Origin of the sequence: Streptomyces sp. R-74717 (assembly GCF_047305335.1) — a bacterium.
GTDB classification, from domain to species: Bacteria; Actinomycetota; Actinomycetes; order Streptomycetales; family Streptomycetaceae; genus Streptomyces; species Streptomyces atratus.
In genome coordinates this window covers 3,797,852-3,814,577 of the sequence record NZ_CP102361.1, presented here as the reverse complement: position 1 = coordinate 3,814,577, position 16,726 = coordinate 3,797,852, and the positions used below count along the sequence as shown (strand labels likewise).

13 protein-coding genes and 1 pseudogene are annotated in these 16,726 nt (G+C 72.2%); 10 read left to right on the top strand and 4 right to left on the bottom strand.

Annotation, left to right across the window (positions count from 1 at the left end; all coding sequences use genetic code 11):
- Nucleotides 1-87: 87 nt before the first annotated feature.
- Together NRF20_RS17115 and NRF20_RS17110 are read left to right on the top strand one after the other, a co-directional pair.
- Nucleotides 88-2,568, top strand: a complete 2,481-nt coding sequence (locus NRF20_RS17115; protein ID WP_413752834.1) for an FtsX-like permease family protein — start codon at nucleotides 88-90, stop codon at nucleotides 2,566-2,568.
- Between the two features lie 240 nt (nucleotides 2,569-2,808).
- Entirely contained in the window at nucleotides 2,809-4,044 is a 1,236-nt protein-coding gene (locus tag NRF20_RS17110) for a hypothetical protein (protein ID WP_413752833.1), read from the top strand.
- A 24-nt stretch (nucleotides 4,045-4,068) separates the two neighbouring features.
- Here the strand turns inward: NRF20_RS17110 and NRF20_RS17105 are convergent, their stop codons facing one another.
- Nucleotides 4,069-5,124: an Lrp/AsnC family transcriptional regulator gene (locus NRF20_RS17105; protein ID WP_413752832.1), complete on the bottom strand. Its 1,056-nt coding sequence runs from the start codon at nucleotides 5,122-5,124 to the stop codon at nucleotides 4,069-4,071.
- Nucleotides 5,125-5,209: 85 nt separating this feature from the next.
- On the opposite strand from NRF20_RS17105, the gene NRF20_RS17100 reads away from it, so the two are divergent.
- From NRF20_RS17100 to NRF20_RS17090, 3 genes are read left to right on the top strand one after another with little or no spacing between them, the layout of a single operon-like run.
- Nucleotides 5,210-6,472: an MFS transporter gene (locus tag NRF20_RS17100; protein ID WP_413752831.1), complete on the top strand. Its 1,263-nt coding sequence runs from the start codon at nucleotides 5,210-5,212 to the stop codon at nucleotides 6,470-6,472.
- Nucleotides 6,469-7,758: an amidohydrolase gene (locus tag NRF20_RS17095; protein WP_398632190.1), complete on the top strand. Its 1,290-nt coding sequence runs from the start codon at nucleotides 6,469-6,471 to the stop codon at nucleotides 7,756-7,758. The genes NRF20_RS17100 and NRF20_RS17095 overlap by 4 nt, the downstream gene beginning before the upstream one ends.
- A gap of 35 nt (nucleotides 7,759-7,793) precedes the next feature.
- Complete coding sequence (locus NRF20_RS17090; RefSeq protein ID WP_398632191.1) at nucleotides 7,794-9,458, top strand: amidohydrolase; 1,665 nt, start codon at nucleotides 7,794-7,796, stop codon at nucleotides 9,456-9,458.
- 234 nt (nucleotides 9,459-9,692) lie between these two features.
- Here NRF20_RS17090 and NRF20_RS17085 read toward each other — a convergent pair whose 3' ends face one another.
- Complete coding sequence (locus NRF20_RS17085) at nucleotides 9,693-10,076, bottom strand: DUF192 domain-containing protein (RefSeq protein ID WP_398632192.1); 384 nt, start codon at nucleotides 10,074-10,076, stop codon at nucleotides 9,693-9,695.
- 112 nt (nucleotides 10,077-10,188) lie between these two features.
- Here NRF20_RS17085 and NRF20_RS17080 point away from each other — a divergent pair, with 112 nt between their 5' ends.
- From NRF20_RS17080 to NRF20_RS17070, 3 genes are all read left to right on the top strand, one after another.
- Nucleotides 10,189-10,989 carry a prepilin peptidase gene (locus NRF20_RS17080; RefSeq protein WP_398632214.1) on the top strand — a complete coding sequence of 267 codons (801 nt, stop codon included), beginning with the start codon at nucleotides 10,189-10,191 and terminating at the stop codon, nucleotides 10,987-10,989.
- A 74-nt stretch (nucleotides 10,990-11,063) separates the two neighbouring features.
- Complete coding sequence (locus NRF20_RS17075) at nucleotides 11,064-11,867, top strand: class I SAM-dependent methyltransferase (protein WP_398632193.1); 804 nt, start codon at nucleotides 11,064-11,066, stop codon at nucleotides 11,865-11,867.
- 67 nt (nucleotides 11,868-11,934) lie between these two features.
- Nucleotides 11,935-12,393, top strand: a complete 459-nt coding sequence (locus tag NRF20_RS17070; RefSeq protein ID WP_266358362.1) for a hypothetical protein — start codon at nucleotides 11,935-11,937, stop codon at nucleotides 12,391-12,393.
- Nucleotides 12,394-12,492: 99 nt separating this feature from the next.
- Here the strand turns inward: NRF20_RS17070 and NRF20_RS17065 are convergent, their stop codons facing one another.
- A complete protein-coding gene (locus tag NRF20_RS17065) occupies nucleotides 12,493-13,644 on the bottom strand; it encodes a winged helix DNA-binding domain-containing protein (RefSeq protein WP_398632194.1) in 1,152 nt (383 codons plus the stop codon).
- Nucleotides 13,645-13,695: 51 nt separating this feature from the next.
- On the opposite strand from NRF20_RS17065, the gene NRF20_RS17060 reads away from it, so the two are divergent.
- Nucleotides 13,696-14,223, top strand: a complete 528-nt coding sequence (locus NRF20_RS17060) for a hypothetical protein (RefSeq protein WP_398632195.1) — start codon at nucleotides 13,696-13,698, stop codon at nucleotides 14,221-14,223.
- A 225-nt stretch (nucleotides 14,224-14,448) separates the two neighbouring features.
- On the opposite strand, the gene mgrA is transcribed toward NRF20_RS17060, so the two are convergent.
- Nucleotides 14,449-15,489, bottom strand: coding sequence for an L-glyceraldehyde 3-phosphate reductase (gene mgrA, locus NRF20_RS17055; RefSeq protein WP_398632196.1), 1,041 nt, complete (start codon nucleotides 15,487-15,489; stop codon nucleotides 14,449-14,451).
- Nucleotides 15,490-15,689: 200 nt separating this feature from the next.
- Between mgrA and NRF20_RS17050 the strand changes: the two are divergent.
- A pseudogene (locus NRF20_RS17050) lies at nucleotides 15,690-16,452 on the top strand (isoprenyl transferase).
- Nucleotides 16,453-16,726 lie beyond the last annotated feature (274 nt).

The following is a 16,726-nucleotide window of genomic DNA, read 5'->3' as shown; positions in this document are numbered from 1 at the left end:
TGACGGGGCCGGGGGGAGCGGTTCATAGGCTCGGTGGTGCTCCTGACAGCACGTCATGACTGCTCAGGGCGGAAAAGCCGAGGGAAGATGACGACGTACCGATACACCGTTGCCGAACTGCGCGGGCAACTGCGGCAGCTGGTCCTGACCGGGGCCGCGATCGCGCTGGGGGTGGCCTTCCTGATCGCCTCCGTCAGTGGGAGCGGGGCACTGGTGGACTCCTTCAGCCAGACCGCGAGCGCCGAAGTCGGGCCCGGCGACGTGCAGGTGACCCCCGCGGCGAAGGGAGCACTGGACACCGACACGGCCGCCCGAGCGCGGCAGGTGGCCAAAGTGGCCGGAGTGTCGCTGCGGCTGACCGGCCGGGGCGGGGTGCTGACCGCGGACCGGCGGCCGCTGGGCGACGCCGCGGTGGTGAGCTCGGTCGCCGCCGACCCGGCGCTGCGCTGGCAGTTGCTGAAGGACGGACGGTGGCCGAGCACCCCGGGCGAGGTACTGCTCGACGCCGACACCGCGCGGCGGATCGCCGCCGCGCCCGGCGCGGACATCCGGCTGGTCCGCGCCGACGGCGGCACCGCAACCGCCCACCTGGTCGGCACCCTGGACGGCCGCGGCGCGCCCAGCTTCGCCGGACACCCGATCATCGGCGTCCCGGACGGCGCGGTGCAGCGGTACGCCACCGGCGTCACCGCCACCCAGCTCGACGTCCGGCTTCTGCCGGGCGCCTCGCGGGCGCGCGGTGCACAGACGCTGCGCGCCGCTCTCGGCCCCACTGCCGAGATTCGCACCCGAGACGCGTCCGTCGCCGAGGCGACCAGGCAGAGCAAGACCCTCTACGGAGTGGTGCTGATCGCCGCGCTCTCCTTCGTCCTGATCGCCCTCGCGGTAGCGCGGATGGTGGTCAGCAACACCTTCTCGGTGGTGCTGGGGCAGCGGACCCAACAGCTCGCCCTGCTGCGCTGCGTGGGCGCCGACCGAGCGCAGATCCACCGACTGATCCGCCGCCAGGGCCTGCTGCTCGGAGCGGGCGCTTCGGCCGCCGGGGCGCTGCTCGGGACCGGGCTCTGCGCCGCCGGTACGGCGTTGGCCCATGCCGCCGACCTCGGGCCGGTACACCTCTCGCTCCTGCCATCCGCGGTGACCGTCGTGTCGGCCTGCCTGTTCGGCGTCCTGCTCACCCTGCTGGCCGTCCGCGGTCCTGCCAAGGCCGCCTCGGCGGTGCCGCCGTTGGCCGCGCTCGGTGGTACGCACAGTGCGGGCGGCGGCCCGACCCGGCTGCGCGCCGCGGCGTGGTCCGCGGCCCTGCTGCTCGCGGGTGTGGCGCTGCTGGCACTCGGGGTGGTGGCCGGACCGCCGCTCTCCCTGCTCGCAGTCACGCTCGGCGCGATCTGCAGCTTCTTCGGGGTGCTGAGGCTCAGCCACCGGCTGCTGCCGGCGGTCGTCGCGGCGCTGGGCGCCCCCGCACGGCGGCTCGGCGGCACAGCCGGGCGGCTCGCCACCCAACAGCTACGGCTCAACCCCGCGCGGACCGGCGCCACCGGTTCGGCGCTGCTGCTCGGGGTGACTGTGCTGGTCAGCGCCGTCACCGCACTGGCGATCACCTCCAACTCCCTGATGCCGATGGTCTCCGCGCGCCAGCCCGGAACCTTCTCGGCAGCCACCACCAGCGGCCCGCTGCCCGCGGGGGCACTCGGCACGCTCGGTGCGCAGCGCCAGCTCGTCGTCACGCCGGTCCGCTCGGCAACCGTGGAGATCGACGGCCACGGCACCCTGGTGGCCGCCGCCGACCCGGCCCGGCTCAACGCCCACACCGACGGCATCGACCGGGCCCGCGCGCTCGCCGACGGCGCCGCGCTCAGCGGCCTCGACAACGGCGGCGTGCGCCAGGTCGCGGGGGCGATGGGCCGACCCGGTACCACTCTGCGGATCGAACCCGGGCGCAGCAGCCTGCCCTTCACACTCCAGAGCGGGGCCGTCCTGCTGGTGACACCGGCGACCCTGGACCGGCTCGCCCCCGGCGCGGCCGTCACCACGGCCTGGATCAGCCCCGCCCAGGGCACCGACCACCTCGCTGCCCGCCGGGCCATGGACCGGGCCCTGGCCGACTACCCCCACGTCCGCGTCACCGACACCGCGGCACAGGCGCAGAGCCTGCGATCGCTGATGGACCGGATGATGCTGATCACCGTGGCGCTGCTCGGCTTCTCGGTCGCCATCGCCGGACTCGGCGTCGCGGCCACCCTGATGCTCAGCGTCAGCGAACGCGCCCGCGAGATCGGCATGTTGCGCGCCATCGGAATGTCCCGTCGGCAGCTGCGCCGCATGCTCACCCTGGAGGCACTACTGCTGTCCCTGGCCGCCGCGGTGATCGGCACCGCCCTTGGCCTCGGCTACGGCTGGGCGGCCGCCCGATCGGTCACCTCCACAGTGGGAACGATCGGCGGTCCACCCGTACTTCTGGTACTGGCAGCGCTGGGACTGACCGTGCTCACCGGACTCGCAGCCGCCATCCTGCCGGCCCGACGGGTCGGACGGATGACCGTCATCGCCGCGCTCCGCACGGCGTAACACCTGCGAGGGCAACCCAGGACAGCGGTCGACCCCCGGGGTGCGGTGGGTGCGCGCGGCGGCCGCGGGCTGGGTACAGGGGCAAGCCCGCCGCCACGACGGCTTCGGCCCACCCCGGTGGTGGCGGCCGGCTGACGCCGTCCGATCTCGGGTCAGCCACTGCACCGGGAAGGCAGGTCAGCTACGAGCAGGCCCGGCCCGCATCGGGTGGGGCCACCCGCTGCGGAGATAATCGGCAGCATGCCCGACGACGATCCGGCCGCCCAGGCCCCCGCCCCCGCACAGCGGCTCGTGCGGCAGCGCAGCCGCCGAACGCAGCCGCGACCGCCGTATCCCCCCGCCCGTGGTCGCCTCGCCACGGCCCTCGCGGCGGCGGCACCGGCCCTCGGGGCGTACGCGGCCGTGCGCCTGATCGGTCTCGTCGTCCTCGCCGCCGCCGCGGCAGGCGCCGACAGGAGCGCCTTCCATCTCCTCGGCGAGCGCTGGGACTCCGTCTGGTACCAGCGGATCGCCGAGAACGGCTACGGCTTCACCGCCACCCTCCCGAACGGCGACATCCACTCCGACTTGGCCTTCTTCCCCCTGCTGCCCGCTCTGGAACGCGGTATCGCCGAGCTGACCCCGCTCTCCCTCGCGGGCGCCGGACTGCTGGTCGCCTGGGTCGCCGCGCTCTTCGCCGCCTGGGGGATCTACGCCGTCGGGGCGCATCTGTACGGGCGTCGGGCAGGGGTGGTGCTGGCGGCGCTGTGGGGCGTGTACCCGACGGCGTTCGTCCAGTCGATGGCGTACACCGAAACCCTGTTCACCGCGTTCGCCGCCTGGGCGCTCTACGCCGTACTGACCCGGCGCTGGATCGTGGCGGGCGCCCTGTGCGTACTCGCCGGGCTGACCAGGCCCTCCGCGGCCGCGCTCATCGCCGCCCTCGCGATCACCGCCGCGGTCGCGCTCGTGCGGGAGTGCCGGGCCGGCCGGACGGACGGCATCGTCCGCCGCAACGCACGGATGCTGACCGGTACCGCACTCGCGCCGCTGGGCTGGCTCGCGTACGTGGTGTTCGTCGCCGTACGGGAGGGCAGCCCCTTCGCGTACTTCGACGTCCAGGCACAGTGGGGCAACAGCATCGACGGAGGCGTGGCGCTCGCCTCGTTCATCCTCGGGCTGCCGCTGCCCGGCGCGCTCGGGCTGTGCGCGGCGCTGGTGGGCCTGGGATGGGTGGTGTTCCTGTGCGTACGGCAGCGCCAGCCGCTCCCCGTGCTCGCCTACTGCATCGCCGTCGTCGTCATCGCACTGATCGGCTCCGGGTACTTCGGGTCCAGGCCGCGGCTGATGATGCCCGCGTTCCCGCTGCTCCTCCCGCCCGCCGTCGCGCTGCTGCGGCTGCGCACCACGGCCCGTACGGTGACGGTCGTCGCCGTGCTCGCGGTGGCTTCGGCGGCCTACGGGGCGTGGACGCTGCTCGGCTCCGGCCCGCCGTGAGCGCGAGCCGGTGCGTGAGCCCGGTCAGGGCCGGGGCGGGTCCAGGGGGATGCGGCGGGTCGCGCGGCCCTGGGTGTCCAGGAGCCAGCCCATGCGCTTGGGGGAATGCAGCGCCACCGTGCGGTCCTTGACCTCCAGCGTCGGGAAGCGTTCCGCCAGCAGCATCTCGAACGGGCCGATGGCGTTCAGGCCATGGAGCCAGACGATGACCAGGAGGTTGTGCGGTCCGCTGACGGAGACGCACATACGGACCTGCTCCATGCGGGCCAGCGTGTTTCCGGTGTGTTCGAGGTGGGCGTGCGGGACGGCGACCCGGTAGATCACCATGGTCGACAGACCGGCCAGGGGGTGGGCGATGTCGCAGCGGAAATTGACGTCGCCGTGGTGGATCAGGCGCTGGACCCGGCGCCGGGCGGTGTGCTCGCTCATCCCCGTCGCGGCGCCGAGCTCGGTGTAGCCGAGCCGCCCGTTGGCGCCGAGGGCGGTCATCAACGCCCGGTCCTGCGGGGACGGCCTCTCGCGCATGTCCGTGCTGTACGTGGACTGCCGCGCGGCACGCGGAGCCGGGAGCGTGGCACGCCCCGCCGGTTCCATGGCCCGGATCCGCCAGTCGCCGCCTTCGCCGTAGAGCGTGATCCCGAGCCGGGTGCGGGTGGAGCGCAGCCCCGGCAGGCCGCCGATGGTGCGGTGGACCGACTGGCCGAGCGTGGGCAGGTCGGTGGCGGCGACGGACAGGAAGAGGTCGAAGTCCCCGGCGGTCTCGTCGATGCTGAAGACCCAGGGCAGTTCGGCCAGGGCGGCGCTGATCGCTTCGAGGGAGCTGGGCCGGCAACGCACTTCGACATAGGAGACCGTGGCCGATTTCGGCGGGTAGTAGGCGGTGATCCACGCCAGGCGGTTGGTGCGCAGACGCTCCCAGCGGCGGGCCGCGGTCGTCGCGTCCACGCCGAGCGCCCGGCCGATACGGGTCCACGGTGCACGGGGCGCGGCCTGGAGTGCGTCGACGAGGGCGAGGTCCAGTTCGGAGAACCGTGTGTCGGAATCCGGTGCATCCGGTGAGCCGGCGACGCTTTCCTGCATTTTCGGTCCTTCCTCGCGCGCAGGCCGGATCGTAGGGGCACTTCCCGGCCGACAGCCAGTATCGGCCACTGTAGAGAGGAGTGCCGTGCCTGCTCTGCGCCCGCGAGTCCCGCGCCCCGAGGACGCGAACCGCACGGTCAGGACCACAGTGGTGCTGCTGTTCGCCGCCTGGCTGGTCGACTACACCGACCGGCTCGTGATCAACCTCGTACTGCCGTCCATCGGTGAGGACTTCGACCTCAACCGGGGACAGCAGGGCCTGATCGTCTCCGCCTTCTTCCTCGCCTACGCTGCCTGCCAGATCCCCGGCGGCATGCTCGCCGACCGCTTCGGCGGCAAGCGGGTCACCTGCTGGGCCCTGCTGGTCTGGTCCCTGTTCACGGCGCTGACCGGTCTCGCATGGTCCTTCGCCGCTCTGCTGGTGCTGCGCTTCGCCTTCGGAGCTGCCGAGGGGATCTTTCCGCCCGCCGGGACGAAGGTGCTGGTCGAGCGGACCACGCCCGAGGAGCGGATGGGGGCCAACGGGCTGATCATGAGCTCGAACGCCCTCGCCGCGGTGGTGACACCGCTCGCCGTCGCACCGCTGATCGGCGTCTTCGGCTGGCGCTCCGCCTTCTTCTCGACGGCGGCGCTCGGCGTCTTTGTCCTGGTGGCGATACGGATGCGGCTGCCGCAACCGCTGCCCCGTGCGGAGCCGGAGGCCGGGGCGCAAGGCGGCCGGGGCGTCCGTGACCTGCTGCGCATGGGCGTGCTCTGGCGCTTCGCGCTGATGATGTTCGGCTACTGCGTCATCGTGTGGGGCCTCAACACCTGGATTCCGTCCTATCTCAGCGATGAGCGCGGCATCTCCCTGACCTCGGCCGGAGCCCTCGTCGCGATTCCGGCACTGGGGGCAGCCGCGGCCACGATCGTCGGCGGCCGTCTGGCGGACCGTTTCGAGGGCCACCACCGGAAGGTGATCGTGCCGGGGATGACGGTGGCCGCGCTCGCGCTGCTTCTGATGGCCTTCTCGGCCTCCATCGTCGGCTTCGTCGTCTTCGGGACGCTCGCCATCTTCGCCGCCTCCCTCTGCTACATGCCGATCTTCGCGGTGCCCCTGCGCAGCCTCGCTCCCGAACAGGTCGGAGTGGGCAGCGCGGTGATCGTCTTCGGCGGACAGGTCGCCGGCATGGTCGCCCCGCCCGTCATGGGCGTGCTCGCCGACACCTTCTCCTTCCAGGTCGCCTTCGCCTTCCTCGTGCTGGGCGCGGTCATCGCCGTGGTCATGGCCGTCGCGACCCCTCAGGACACCGCGTCCTTCCTCGCTTCCTCCGCACGCCGTACCCCTCTCGCATTGGAGCACTCATGACTGCCTCGGTCACCTCGCTGCTGTCCGGACTGGACGGCGAACTGCCCGGCCTGCGCAACCTGTACAAGGACCTGCATGCCCACCCGGAGCTCTCGTTCCAGGAGGTCCGTACGGCGGGAATCGTCGCCGCCCGGCTGCGGGAGCAGGGCTGGGACGTCACCGAGGGGGTGGGCACAACCGGCGTCGTCGGCGTCCTCACCGCGGGCGACGGGCCGGTGGTGCTGCTCCGCGCCGACATGGACGCACTGCCCGTGAAGGAGGAGACCGGACTTCCGTACGCCTCCACGAGGACCGGGGTGGACGCGGAGGGCAACGAGGTCCCGGTCATGCACGCCTGCGGCCACGACATGCATGTCACCTGTCTGCTCGGCGCCACCGCACTGCTGGCCGCCAACCGGCACGCCTGGCGCGGCACCGTCGTCGCGGTGTTCCAGCCCGCCGAGGAGATCGGCGGGGCCCCGGCCATGATCGACGACGGTTTCCTGGAGCGTTTCCCGCGCGCCGAGATCTGCCTGGGTCAGCATGTGGGGCCCGTCCCCGTGGGGTTCGTCGGCACCCGGCCCGGTCCGGTGATGGCTGCGTCCGACAGCGTGCGGGTGCGGCTGTTCGGGCGGGGCGGGCACGGGTCGACGCCCGAGGCGACCGTGGATCCCGTCGTGATGGCCGCCGCGATCGTGATGCGGCTGCAGACGGTGGTCTCCCGCGAAGTGGGGGCGGCGCAGCAGGCGGTGGTGACCGTGGGCTCGATCCACAGCGGCACCAAGGAGAACATCATCCCGGACACCGCCGACCTCAGGATCAACATCCGCAGTACGACTCCCGCCGTACGGGAACGGGTCCTGGAGGCCGTCAAGCGGATCGTCCGCGCCGAGGCCGCCGCCTCCGGCGCCCCCAAGGAACCCGAGATCACGGACTTCAACGGCTTCCCGGTCACCGTCAACGACCACGAGGCCACCGCCACCGTCCAGGCCGCGCTCACCCAGGTGCTGGGGGAGGGACACGTCTTCACCCTGCCCCAGCCACTCACCGGCAGCGAGGACTTCGGCGTCTTCGGCACCGAGCTCCAAGTGCCCTCGGTCTTCTGGCACTTCGGCGGCGCCGACCCTGCCGCGTTCAAGGACATCGACCCCGACTCGCTGCTGGAGAACGGAATCCCCGCCGAGATCCCCGGCAACCACTCGCCGCTGTTCGCACCGGTCATCGACCCGACCGTCGAAGTCGGCGTGACATCGCTGCTGGCGGCCGCCGCGCAGTGGCTGAAGGCCGGCGCCGACACCACCCGATAGCCACTGCGCACGACAGAACGACGGAGGAGAGAACCATGAAACAAGCCCCCGAACTGATCTTCGTCGGCGGTCCGGTCCTCACCATGGACCCCGAACGCCCCCGGGCCGAGGCACTCGCCGCACGGGCCGGCGTGATCACCGCAGTCGGCGGCAGGGACGAGGTGCTGGCCCTGCGCGGCCCCGGCACCCAGGTCGTGGACCTGGCGGGGCAGGCGCTCATGCCGGGATTCGTCGAGGCCCACGGCCACCCGACGACGATGGCCCTGGCCATCGCCCCGCCCGCGGTGGACGTGCGCCCGTTCACCGTGCCGACCGGCGAGGCCGTTTACGCCCGGATACGGGAGGCCGTGGCCGCGGCGCCCGGCGAGCCCGTGGCCGTGTACGGGATCGATCTGCTGCTCCAGCGCGATCTTCCGCTTCCCACCCGGGAGCTGCTCGACGAACTGTGCCCGGACGCCCCGCTCGTGGTGTTCACCGCCAGCGGCCACGCCGCCTACGCCAACACCGCCGCCCTGAGTGCCGCGCGGATCACCCGGGACACCCCCGACCCGGCCGGGGCCCGTTTCGTCCGCGACGCCGACGGCGAACCCACCGGTGAGGCCCAGGAGGGCGCCGCCGTCGAGGCGTTCATGTGGGTCGTGGCAGGCGACCGGCTCCAGCCGGCGAAGCTCGCCGCCGCGCTGGAATGGTCGTACGCCGAGCACGCCCGGGTCGGCATCACCACCGCCGCCGACCTGGCGACCGAGCCGGGCCTGCTCGCCGCACTGCGGGCCGCCGCCGAACACCCCCGGGCGGCCCTGCGCGTCCGGTCGTACCTCATCGGCACTCCCGAACTGGCCGCCGACCCCGAACGGCGCTTTTCCGGACACGCCCCGGCCGCCGAGCTGTTCGGCATCTCCGGCATGAAGCTGTGGGCCGAGGGCACCGCATGGCAGGGCACCATCGCCACCAGCTTCCCGTTCCAGGACAACGAAGCCACCCGCCGCATCGGCCTGGACCCCTGCGCCCACGCACCCATGAACTACAGCCCCGGTCAACTCGCCGAGCTGGCCGTCGCGTTCACCGCCCAGGGCTACCCGATGGCCTGCCACGTCCACGGCGACGTCACCTTCGACGCCGTGCTCGACGCGTACGCCGAGGCCGGCGCCGACGACCCGGAGCGGCTGCGGGCCATGCGGCCGCGCATGGAGCACTGCGGCGCGGTCACCCCCGACCAGTACCGCCGCGCCGCCGCCATGGGCGCCACCGTCAGCCTCTTCATGGACCACATCCGCTGGTGGGGCGATGTCCTCGCGGACGATCTGTTCACCCCCGAGATCGCGGAACGGTGGATGGCCGTGCGCTCGGCCTGGGACGCCGGCCACCGCGTCTCCCTGCACAACGACGGCATGTGCTCACCCACCGACCCGCTCGCCTCCGTCGCCACGGCCCTCACCCGCCGCACTCCGGCCAGCGGCCGCGTCCACGGCGCCACCGAGCGCCTGACGATCGACGAGGCGCTGCGCGCGGTGACCACCAACCCGGCGTGGCAACTGCACCTGGAGGACGAGATCGGCATGCTGCGCCCCGGGATGCGGGCCGACCTGGCGGTCCTGACCCAGGACCCGTACGCCGTACCCGCCGAGCGCTACGAACGGTTCCAGGAAGAGGTCGCCGTCTCGGCCACCTACCTCGGCGGCCGCCCCACCTGGACGGCGTGAACGAGGAGTCGTACGTGTGAGAGCGGCCCGGCTGCCCGGTACGTGAGGGCAGCCCGGCCGCCCACGCCTCAGAGCCTGTCGGGTGACCTCTGACCGGGCGGCCACGCCCTGGCACGCACGCTTCCGGCGTTGCCGAAATGCCCTAGTAGCTCCGCTACGAGGCCATCCCGGCGCCTTGGAATCGCACGCACCATGCCGCGTCCGCTCTCCGATCGAAGGTCACCCGACAGGCTCTCAGCCCCGGCTCTCCTGCGTCTGGACGATCCGCACCCGCGCTCCCGGCCGCAGTCCCCACTTCTCCATCGCCCCGGCCTCCGACTCGATCACATGCCGGGCCCGCAGCCGCGGCATCCCGAGCCGGCCCGGCTTCATCGTGTGCACGGCGACCACCCTGAACTTCCGGTCCAGGTACGCCACGTCGATGGTGAACCGCATCCGGAAGGTGTGCACACTCCCGCACGGGGTGATCAGCAGGGCGCCGTCGATCCCGTCCTGCCCGAGCAGCCCGCGGCTCCTGGCCCGGTACGTGGCCGCGATCCGCAGCGGTATCTCCGGCTCCTGCCCTCCCCGTGGATCGGTGACCGTCAACGTCCCATTCCCATTGCGCCATTGAGCCATGGCCAAGACGGTAGCGTCCGGTGACGGCCGCTGGGTCCACAACGGTGCGCAGTGGGCCCCAGGACCCATGACCCGTGCCCGGCACCCGCCTAGGGTCTGCTCCGTGTACGTCATGCTGACAGTGCTCGCCGCACTCTGGGGCGCAGCGGCCGGACTGCTGGTCCCGCGCGCCGCCTACCGGTTCTCCGTCGAACCGGAGGACGCCTGGCGGGACACCTGCCCCGCGGGCCACGCCCTGACCGGTGCCGCCCGCGGCTGGCTCGGCTCCACCCGGTGCGCCATGTGCGCGGCGGCGGTGCCGGTCCCCACCGCTCCGGGCGCCGAGCCGGGAGACCGGGGCGGCGGGGAAGACACCGCGCAGCCCGCGGCGCGCTACGCCCCCGGTGTCCTCGTCCCCGTCGTCACCGCGCTCGCCTGCGCCGCGCTCGCAGCGGCCACCGGACTCCGGCCCGAGCTCGTCGTCTGGCTGCTGCTGGCCCCCGTCGGCGTACTCCTCGCGACCATCGACCGCCGCGTCCACCGCCTGCCCGACCGGCTGACCCTGCCCGCCGCGGGGGCCGTCGCCGTACTTCTGGGCGTTGCGGCGCTGCTCCCGGAGCACGGCGGATCCTGGCTGTCCGCCCTGCTCGGCGGTGCGGCCCTCGGCGCCTTCTACTTCCTGCTCTTCCTCATCAATCCGAACGGTATGGGCTTCGGGGACGTCAAGCTCGCCCTGTCGCTGGGCGTGGCCCTCGGCTGGTACGGCTGGGCCGTGGTGTTCGCCGGGGGCTTCGCCGGGTTCCTGCTCGGTGCGGTGTACGGGTTCGGGCTGATGGTCCTGAAGCGGGCCGGGCGCAAGACCGGCATCCCGTTCGGACCTTTCATGATCACGGGCGCGCTGCTGGGCATACTGCTCGGCTCACTGGCCGCCTGACCGCTGCTCGGCCTGCCGCCCGCCCCGCCGTAATGAGGTCGCGCGGGCCACCGCCCGGCTGACACCATTCCCGTATGGCCGGAACACCCGCAGAAGCAGCAGAACACGCACGGTTCGACGCCCTCGTCGCGGAGGCCGCCGCCGTTTCCGTCGACGGCTGGGACTTCTCCTGGCTCGATGGCCGGGCCACCGAACAGCGCCCCTCCTGGGGCTACGCCCGCGCCATGGCGGACCGGATGGGACGGGCCGGGGCCGCGCTCGACATCCAGACCGGCGGCGGCGAGGTCCTCGCCTCCGTACCGAAGCTGCCGCCGCTCACCGTCGCCACCGAGTCCTGGCCGCCGAACATAGCCCGCGCCACCGCACTCCTGCACCCGCTCGGTGCGGCCGTGGTCGCCGATGCGGACGAGCCGCCGCTGCCGTTCGGCGACAACGCCTTCGACCTGGTGGTCAGCCGGCATCCGGTGACCACCTGGTGGTCGGAGATCGCACGGGTGCTGACCCCCGGGGGCACGTACTTCTCGCAGCAGGTCGGCCCGGCGAGCGTCTTCGCGCTCGTCGAGTACTTCCTCGGCCCGCAGCCGCCCGAGGTGCGCGGCGCCCGCGACCCGGAGAAGGCACGGGCCGAAGCCGAGGCGGCCGGGCTCGAAGTCGTCGATCTGCGGATGGAGACGCTGCGTACCGAATTCTTCGACATCGGCGCCGTCGTCTACTTCCTGCGGAAAGTGATCTGGATGGTGCCGGGCTTCACCGTCGAGAAGTACCGGCCGGAACTGGCCGCGCTGCACCACCGGATCGAGACCGAGGGGCCGTTCGTGGCCCACACCACCCGATTCCTGATCGAGGCCCGCAAGACCGAGGCCCGTGAACCGGAGTAGGCCGTGCCCCCTGCTTTCGCCCGGAGGGTGCGACCCTGGACGGTGAGCGCATGGGAGGGAACCGGCCATGAGGGTGGGGAACGAAGGGGAAGCACCGCGTGTCCCGCGGCAGGGGAGGGCCGACTGGCTCAGAGGTGCACGGATCGTCGGAGTGCTCGGCGTCTTCTACCGGCCGGAGGGGCGGATGGGGGAGCCGGAAGCCGTCGAATTCCTGCTGGCCGACGGCCAGTCGGTGCTCCTGACCTGCGCCTCCGACCGGACCCTGCATGTCGGCCCCGGTGCCTGGCCGAGGCTGCCCGACTGGTGCGTACCGTCGGGACAGTGGGAGTTCGCCGCCGTGTCGAACCTGCCGCAGCCGCCCGACGGCGGCTGGACCGTCACCCGCACCGAGGAGCGCAGGGACGAGAAGGGCGAGGTGCACGAGGCCGTCATCCGGTGCGAGGGCGGACGCTTCGTGGTCATCGGCGGTGACACCGTGTCGATCCGCTTCACCCGCGGCCACCGGGGCGCACCGGCGAGGGGCTGATGTGCCGGTTCCCGGCCCGTCCGGTGATCGAGGACAAAACGGCGACCGGACGGGCCCGGTGAACCGATGCTGTCGCAGCACCGGCCGCGCCGGCAGGCGCTACGCGTGCGGCCCCACCGCCACCTTCCCCACTGTCAGTTCCGGCTTGCCCTCGAGCACTTCGCCGACCCGCGCCACCTGCTCCTCCAGCCCCCGCAGCTGCCCGGCCGTGAGCGGTGACAGCGGCTCCACCGTCACCGCGATCCGCCGGCCCGACCGGCGCTGGTGCCACACCCCGGCCACGGTCCCGTCGATCAGCAGCACCGGGAAGTTCCCCGCCTGGCCACCCGCCAGCGCACGGGTGTACGCCACCCCGGGGAAGAGCTTCTCGCGCGGCTGGGACGCGATGAGATACGCGTCGAAGTAGGGGAGCAGCCGCACCCCGCGCACCGGCTCCACCGGAAACGCGGTGTCGCCCGCCACCAGCCAGGCCGGCTCCCCCTCGTACGCCACCTCCTCGATCTCCCCGCGCGCGGCCATCCCCGCGAACAGCTCCGCTGCCCAACGCTTCGGCGCCGCGAGCCACTTCGCGAAGTGCTGGGGCGTGGCCGGACCGTACGCGTACAGATAGCGGTGTACGAGACGGGCGAGCGCCTCCGGACCGTCGAGCGGGACGGCGTCCGGGCGGGTGTAGGTGACCTTGCGGCCACGACCGGCCGCGAAGCACAGCGCGCCGCGGTGACCCGCAAGATGCATCACCTGCCGCCAGCGCGGCCACATGCCCTGGAACGCGGGCATCACCCGGTCCCCGGCCCATGCCCCGGCACGTTCCACCACCGCGTCCGAGAGCTCGTCGACGGTCAGCTCGGCCCCGGTCAGCGCGTCCGCGATCGCGGCGAGCACGGCCTCGGTCTGCTCCGGCGTCATCCGGACATCCTCGGGCAACGGATTGCGTCCGGCCGGTACGGCGGACAACGCACCGGTCCACATGGGCAGTTCGGCCATCGGCAGCAGATGGACGGTGCCGCGCGGCCCGTGCGTCTTGACCAGGGCGCGCTCGGTCCACAGTGCCTCGCGCACATCGGTACGGGTCGCGCCCGCCGTCCGCAGCCCGACGGAGAGCTCGGCGGCCGACAGCACCTGGGCGTGCGCGGCCGGCAGCGCGCCGACCACATCGGCCGGGGTGAGGTGCACCGGGGCGGCGAGCCCCTGACGTTCCATCCGGCGCGCGTTCGCCCCGGTCCAGGTCACGGTCGCGGTTCGTGTCGTCATGATGAGGAAACTAGCGGCCCATCAGGTCAGGTCCTGTCCCATACTCGGCCCATGACCTCTGCGAGACGTACAGCCAAGGCTCTCGCGACTGCCTCGGTGCTCCTCCTGACGCCCGCCCTCGCCGGCTGCGGCACGGAGCGGGCCGGGGACGCCGGACCCGGCGCGGGAGACAGCCCTCCGGCCGTGGGCGCCTCCCCCTACGTCGAACCGGGCGCCGGCGACGGCGCGCCGCACTACCGGGAGAACCACGCCTTCCAGTCCACCGCCGGGCTGTCCCCGGCCGACCGGGCCAAGGGCGATGCCGAAGTGGTGAAGGTCGAGGCGGGCCTGGCCGGCATCGCGGAGGGCCGCAAGACCACCGAGTCCCAGCTCCATGAGGCACTCGCCGGTCTGGGATACCGCCCCGAGACCATCTCCACCGGCACCTTCGGACCCCACCGCAACACGTTCATCATCGACCTCGGCCCGATCTGTGTGGAGGGGGCCCTGGACGGCATGGTCAACGGGCTCGTCAAGGCCGAGGCCCACGGCCGCTACCTCGAAGGAACCGGCTGCGTAAAACCGGTCGGCGGCCACTGAGGCCCCACCGGATGCCGTGCTCGCACCGGAGTCCGGCGAATTCGGAGAGTAATTATGGAGTGGCGTGGCACGCAGCATCACTTACGAAGGGTTATGGTGGAAACCCCCCCTCGGGCCGGTCCGTATCCCCCCCCACGGACCGGCCCGTTTTTTGTGGGCCCGCTGTGCGGACCGCGTGGCGGCCGTGTGCCGACTACGTATCGGCCCCGTGAAGGCCGCCCCCGGTCAGCTCCGTCCGGCCCAGATGTTGGTGCCCGCGGTGTCCACGGCGAAGGTGTCGATCTCCTTCAATTCCTCGGCGGACAGCGGCGCCCCGGCAAGCGCCGCGACGTTCTCCTCCAACTGCTTCACGCTCGAAGCGCCGATCAGCGCCGACGTCATACGGCTGTCCCGCAGCACCCAGCTGAGTGCCAGCTGGGCGAGTGACTGCCCGCGCCGCTGGGCGATGTCGTTCAGTCCGTTCAGCCGGCGCAGCACCTCGTCGGAGAGCAGGCCCGGGTCCAGGGACTTGCCCTGGGTGGCGCGCGAGCCCTCCGGGATGCCCGTCAGGTACTTGTTCGTGAGCAGGCCCTGGGCGAGCGGCACGAAGGAGATGCAGCCCATGCCGGCCGTCTCCAGGGCGTCGAGCAGCCCGTCGTCCTCGATCCAGCGGTTGATCATCGAGTAGGACGGCTGGTGGATCAGTGCCGGTACACCCATCTCCCTGAGCAGCCGGGCCGCCTCGGCGGTCTGCTCCGCGTTGTACGAGGACACACCCACGTACAGCGCCTTGCCCTGCTGTACGGCGGAGGCCAGCGCCCCCATCGTCTCCTCCAGCGGAGTGTCCGGGTCGAAGCGGTGGGAGTAGAAGATGTCGACGTAGTCGAGCCCCATCCGCTTCAGCGAGGCGTCGAGCGACGACAGCAGGTACTTGCGGGAGCCCCACTCGCCGTACGGGCCGGGGTGCATGTCGTAGCCGGCCTTGGTGGAGATGATCAGCTCGTCCCGGTACGGGGCGAAGTCCTGCCGGAACATCTTGCCGAAATTGAGCTCGGCGGAGCCGGGCGGCGGCCCGTAGTTGTTGGCCAGATCGAAGTGGGTCACCCCGAGATCGAAGGCGCGGCGCAGGATCGCCCGCTGGGAGTCCAGCGTGCGGTCGTCGCCGAAGTTGTGCCAGAGGCCGAGGGAGATGGCCGGGAGCTTGAGACCGCTGCGGCCGGTGCGGCGGTATTCCATGGAGTCGTAGCGCGAACCGGCGGCCCGGTAGAAGAGAGGAGAATCAGTCACGTTTCTCTCCTTATCACGGACTTGTGACAGGCCGAGTTGGGCCGGTGCGCCGCCTGCGCAGTAATGTGGCGGCTTCGGGGACTGCCACGGCACGGCGGGGCGATGGACTCTGCGGAGTAGTGCGGCGATCCCCAGGGGGGACGACCCCGGGCCCCGGGCAATGGGGCGGGCGGCCCGCACGGAACCGAGAGGTGAACTCAGTGAACTTGCGCGACCTGGTGTACGGGCTCTACGCGCGCCGGGTGGAGGCCCGCCTCGACCACACCCAGGTGCCCAAGCACATCGGCGTCATCCTCGACGGCAACCGGCGCTGGGCGAAGGCGTCCGGTGGCACGGCCGCGCAGGGGCACCAGGCCGGTGCGGACAAGATCCAGGAGCTGCTCGGCTGGTGCAGTGAGACCGATGTGGAAGTCGTCACACTCTGGCTGCTCTCCACGGACAACTTCGACCGGCCCGAATCCGAGCTGACGCCGCTCCTCGGCATCATCGAGAACACCGTGCGCGACCTCGCAGCGGACGGGCGCTGGCGGGTCCACCACGTCGGCACGCTCGATCTGCTGCCCGCCCACACCCAGACCGTGCTCAAGGAGGCCGAGCAGGCCACGGCCGACATCGACGGGATACTGGTCAATGTCGCCGTCGGCTACGGCGGGCGCCAGGAGATCGCGGACGCGGTCCGCTCGCTGCTGCTGGATCACTCCGCCAAGGGGACGTCCTTCGAGGACCTGGCGGAGATCGTCTCCACCGACCTGATCTCCGAGCACCTCTACACCCGGGGCCAGCCCGACCCGGACCTGGTGATCCGCACCAGCGGCGAGCAGCGGCTGTCCGGTTTCATGCTCTGGCAGAGCGCGCACTCCGAGTACTACTTCTGCGAGGTCTTCTGGCCGGCCTTTCCGCCGTGTCGACTTCCTGCGGGCGCTGCGCGACTACGCAGCCCGCCACCGCCGCTACGGCGGCTGACACCGCCGCCAGGCTCCCGCCGTCTGGCTCATGGGGCGCACTGCCCCCCCGGCAGGGCGCCGCTCCCGGCGGCACCGGTTCCGTCCTCGATCGCCGGACGGGCTTGAGTGGTGCCGCCCATCCGGACGGGCCCGGGTGACAACCCTGGCCCACCACTCCCAGCCCGTCGGGGACGACAATCCCAGCTGGTCCGGCATTTCCAGCCCGTCCGAGGCGGCAATCCCAGCCTGTCCGGCGTTTGAGGACGGAACCGTCGAGGCGGTGGCCCCGCACC